General features: G+C 21.3%; 2 protein-coding genes. Both read left to right on the forward strand.

Going from position 1 to position 1,491, the window contains the following annotated elements; all coding sequences use genetic code 11:
• Window positions 1-131 precede the first annotated feature (131 nt).
• The gene (locus tag F811_RS0100085; protein ID WP_156821970.1) at window positions 132-626 is read left to right on the forward strand and encodes a hypothetical protein; all 495 of its coding nucleotides are present in this window, start codon (window positions 132-134) and stop codon (window positions 624-626) included.
• A gap of 18 nt (window positions 627-644) precedes the next feature.
• The gene (locus F811_RS0100090) at window positions 645-1,352 is read left to right on the forward strand and encodes a caspase family protein (RefSeq protein WP_020003295.1); all 708 of its coding nucleotides are present in this window, start codon (window positions 645-647) and stop codon (window positions 1,350-1,352) included.
• The last annotated feature ends 139 nt before the right edge of the window (window positions 1,353-1,491 follow it).

The raw sequence follows: 1,491 nt of genomic DNA on the forward strand, positions 1-1,491 counted from the left end.
GTAAGCATTATATACCTGCCTTCATTTAATTATATTCAGATTATAGATTTTTAATGAACTTTTATAGACTAAAGATTTTTAGATTTTTCATATATTGATAATTTAATAATGATATGTTATTATATATTCGTATGAAAGAAATTACTATAATGGAAATTGCATCATCATCTTTATTTACTGCTTTTGTATCGGCAGTAGTTTCTATAATAACGAATTTTATATTAAAAAAAATTGATAATAAAAATATACTTATTAATGAATTACATAATTTAATGAAATATTCAATGGATTATCCATTTTTAGAAAATGATTATTTTACTAAACAATACAATAATATTGCAAATATTTATAGAAATAATAATGTAGAAGTATATAATTGCAATATTGAAATTATTAATAGATATATTCAATATGAAATATATTGCGAGATGATATTTAATTATATTAATAAAATATATATATATTACAACAAAAAAGAACATAAAATATTAAATTTTCTGGATGTATATAATTGGATTAAAAGACATGAACAATATTGGTTTGATAAGATAAATTATAAAGAAAGTGAGATAGGTTACGGTAAAAAATTTGTTTATTTTATAGATAAAATATATAAAAAAAATTAAAAAGGAGTATAATTTACAATGGAAAGACTAGCAATTTTAATTAGTGATTTTGGTGAAGAAAATGATATTATGTATACAAAAGAAGATATAAAAAATTTTAGATTTTTTTTACAATCAAATATTGGAGGAGCTTGGAGAAATGATGAAATAGTTTGTTTATGTAATCCAAATAAATCTAAAATAGAAAAATTATCAAACATAGAATGCGATTATACTATAACTATGGTTTCTAGTCATGGCGGAGTATCTAAAGAGGATGGTCAATTATATTTATATATAAACAATATGATGTATAAAGATATATCTTTCAAAAATCAATCTAAAAAGCAGCTAATTATATTTGATTGTTGTAGAAGTTATATTCCAGAAGAAGAATATTTTAGTGAAAAAGTAATAAGAGAATCCACTGAATCTAGTGAAATAATGATATCTGATTTATATAGAAATAAATATAATGATCATATAAAAAAATCTGATGATGGGATAATAGTATTATATAGTTGCCAGATTGATCAAGCATCTGATGGTAGAAATGAAACAGGTTCTTATTTTATAAATTCTTTAATAGAAGCTTCTAAAATAGGATTAAGATCTAAATATATTGTAACTGTTAAAGATGCTTTGTACTTATCAAAAGAGTGTATACAAAAATATCCTACAAATCAAGTACCTGAAATTAATGCGATGAAAAGGAATGTGTATTTTCCAATTGCTGTTAGATTGTAATAGTTTTATAAATATATTAAAATGAGTTTTTTTCATCGTTTTACATATAAAAATTATTAAATTAATTGCATAATGTGTTGGTTCTTTTTCTTTTTACATTTCACTAAATACCGCTTTATCCCGTTAAATCCCGCTTATT

Source organism: Brachyspira innocens ATCC 29796, assembly GCF_000384655.1.
In the GTDB taxonomy this organism is placed as follows: domain Bacteria; phylum Spirochaetota; class Brachyspiria; order Brachyspirales; family Brachyspiraceae; genus Brachyspira; species Brachyspira innocens.

Bases quoted from the DNA above. Each gene is read 5' to 3' on its own strand.
- F811_RS0100090 (WP_020003295.1), top strand. From the start codon at position 645: ATGGAAAGACTAGCAATTTTAATTAGTGATTTTGGTGAAGAAAATGAT.
- F811_RS0100085 (WP_156821970.1), top strand. From the start codon at position 132: ATGAAAGAAATTACTATAATGGAAATTGCATCATCATCTTTATTTACT.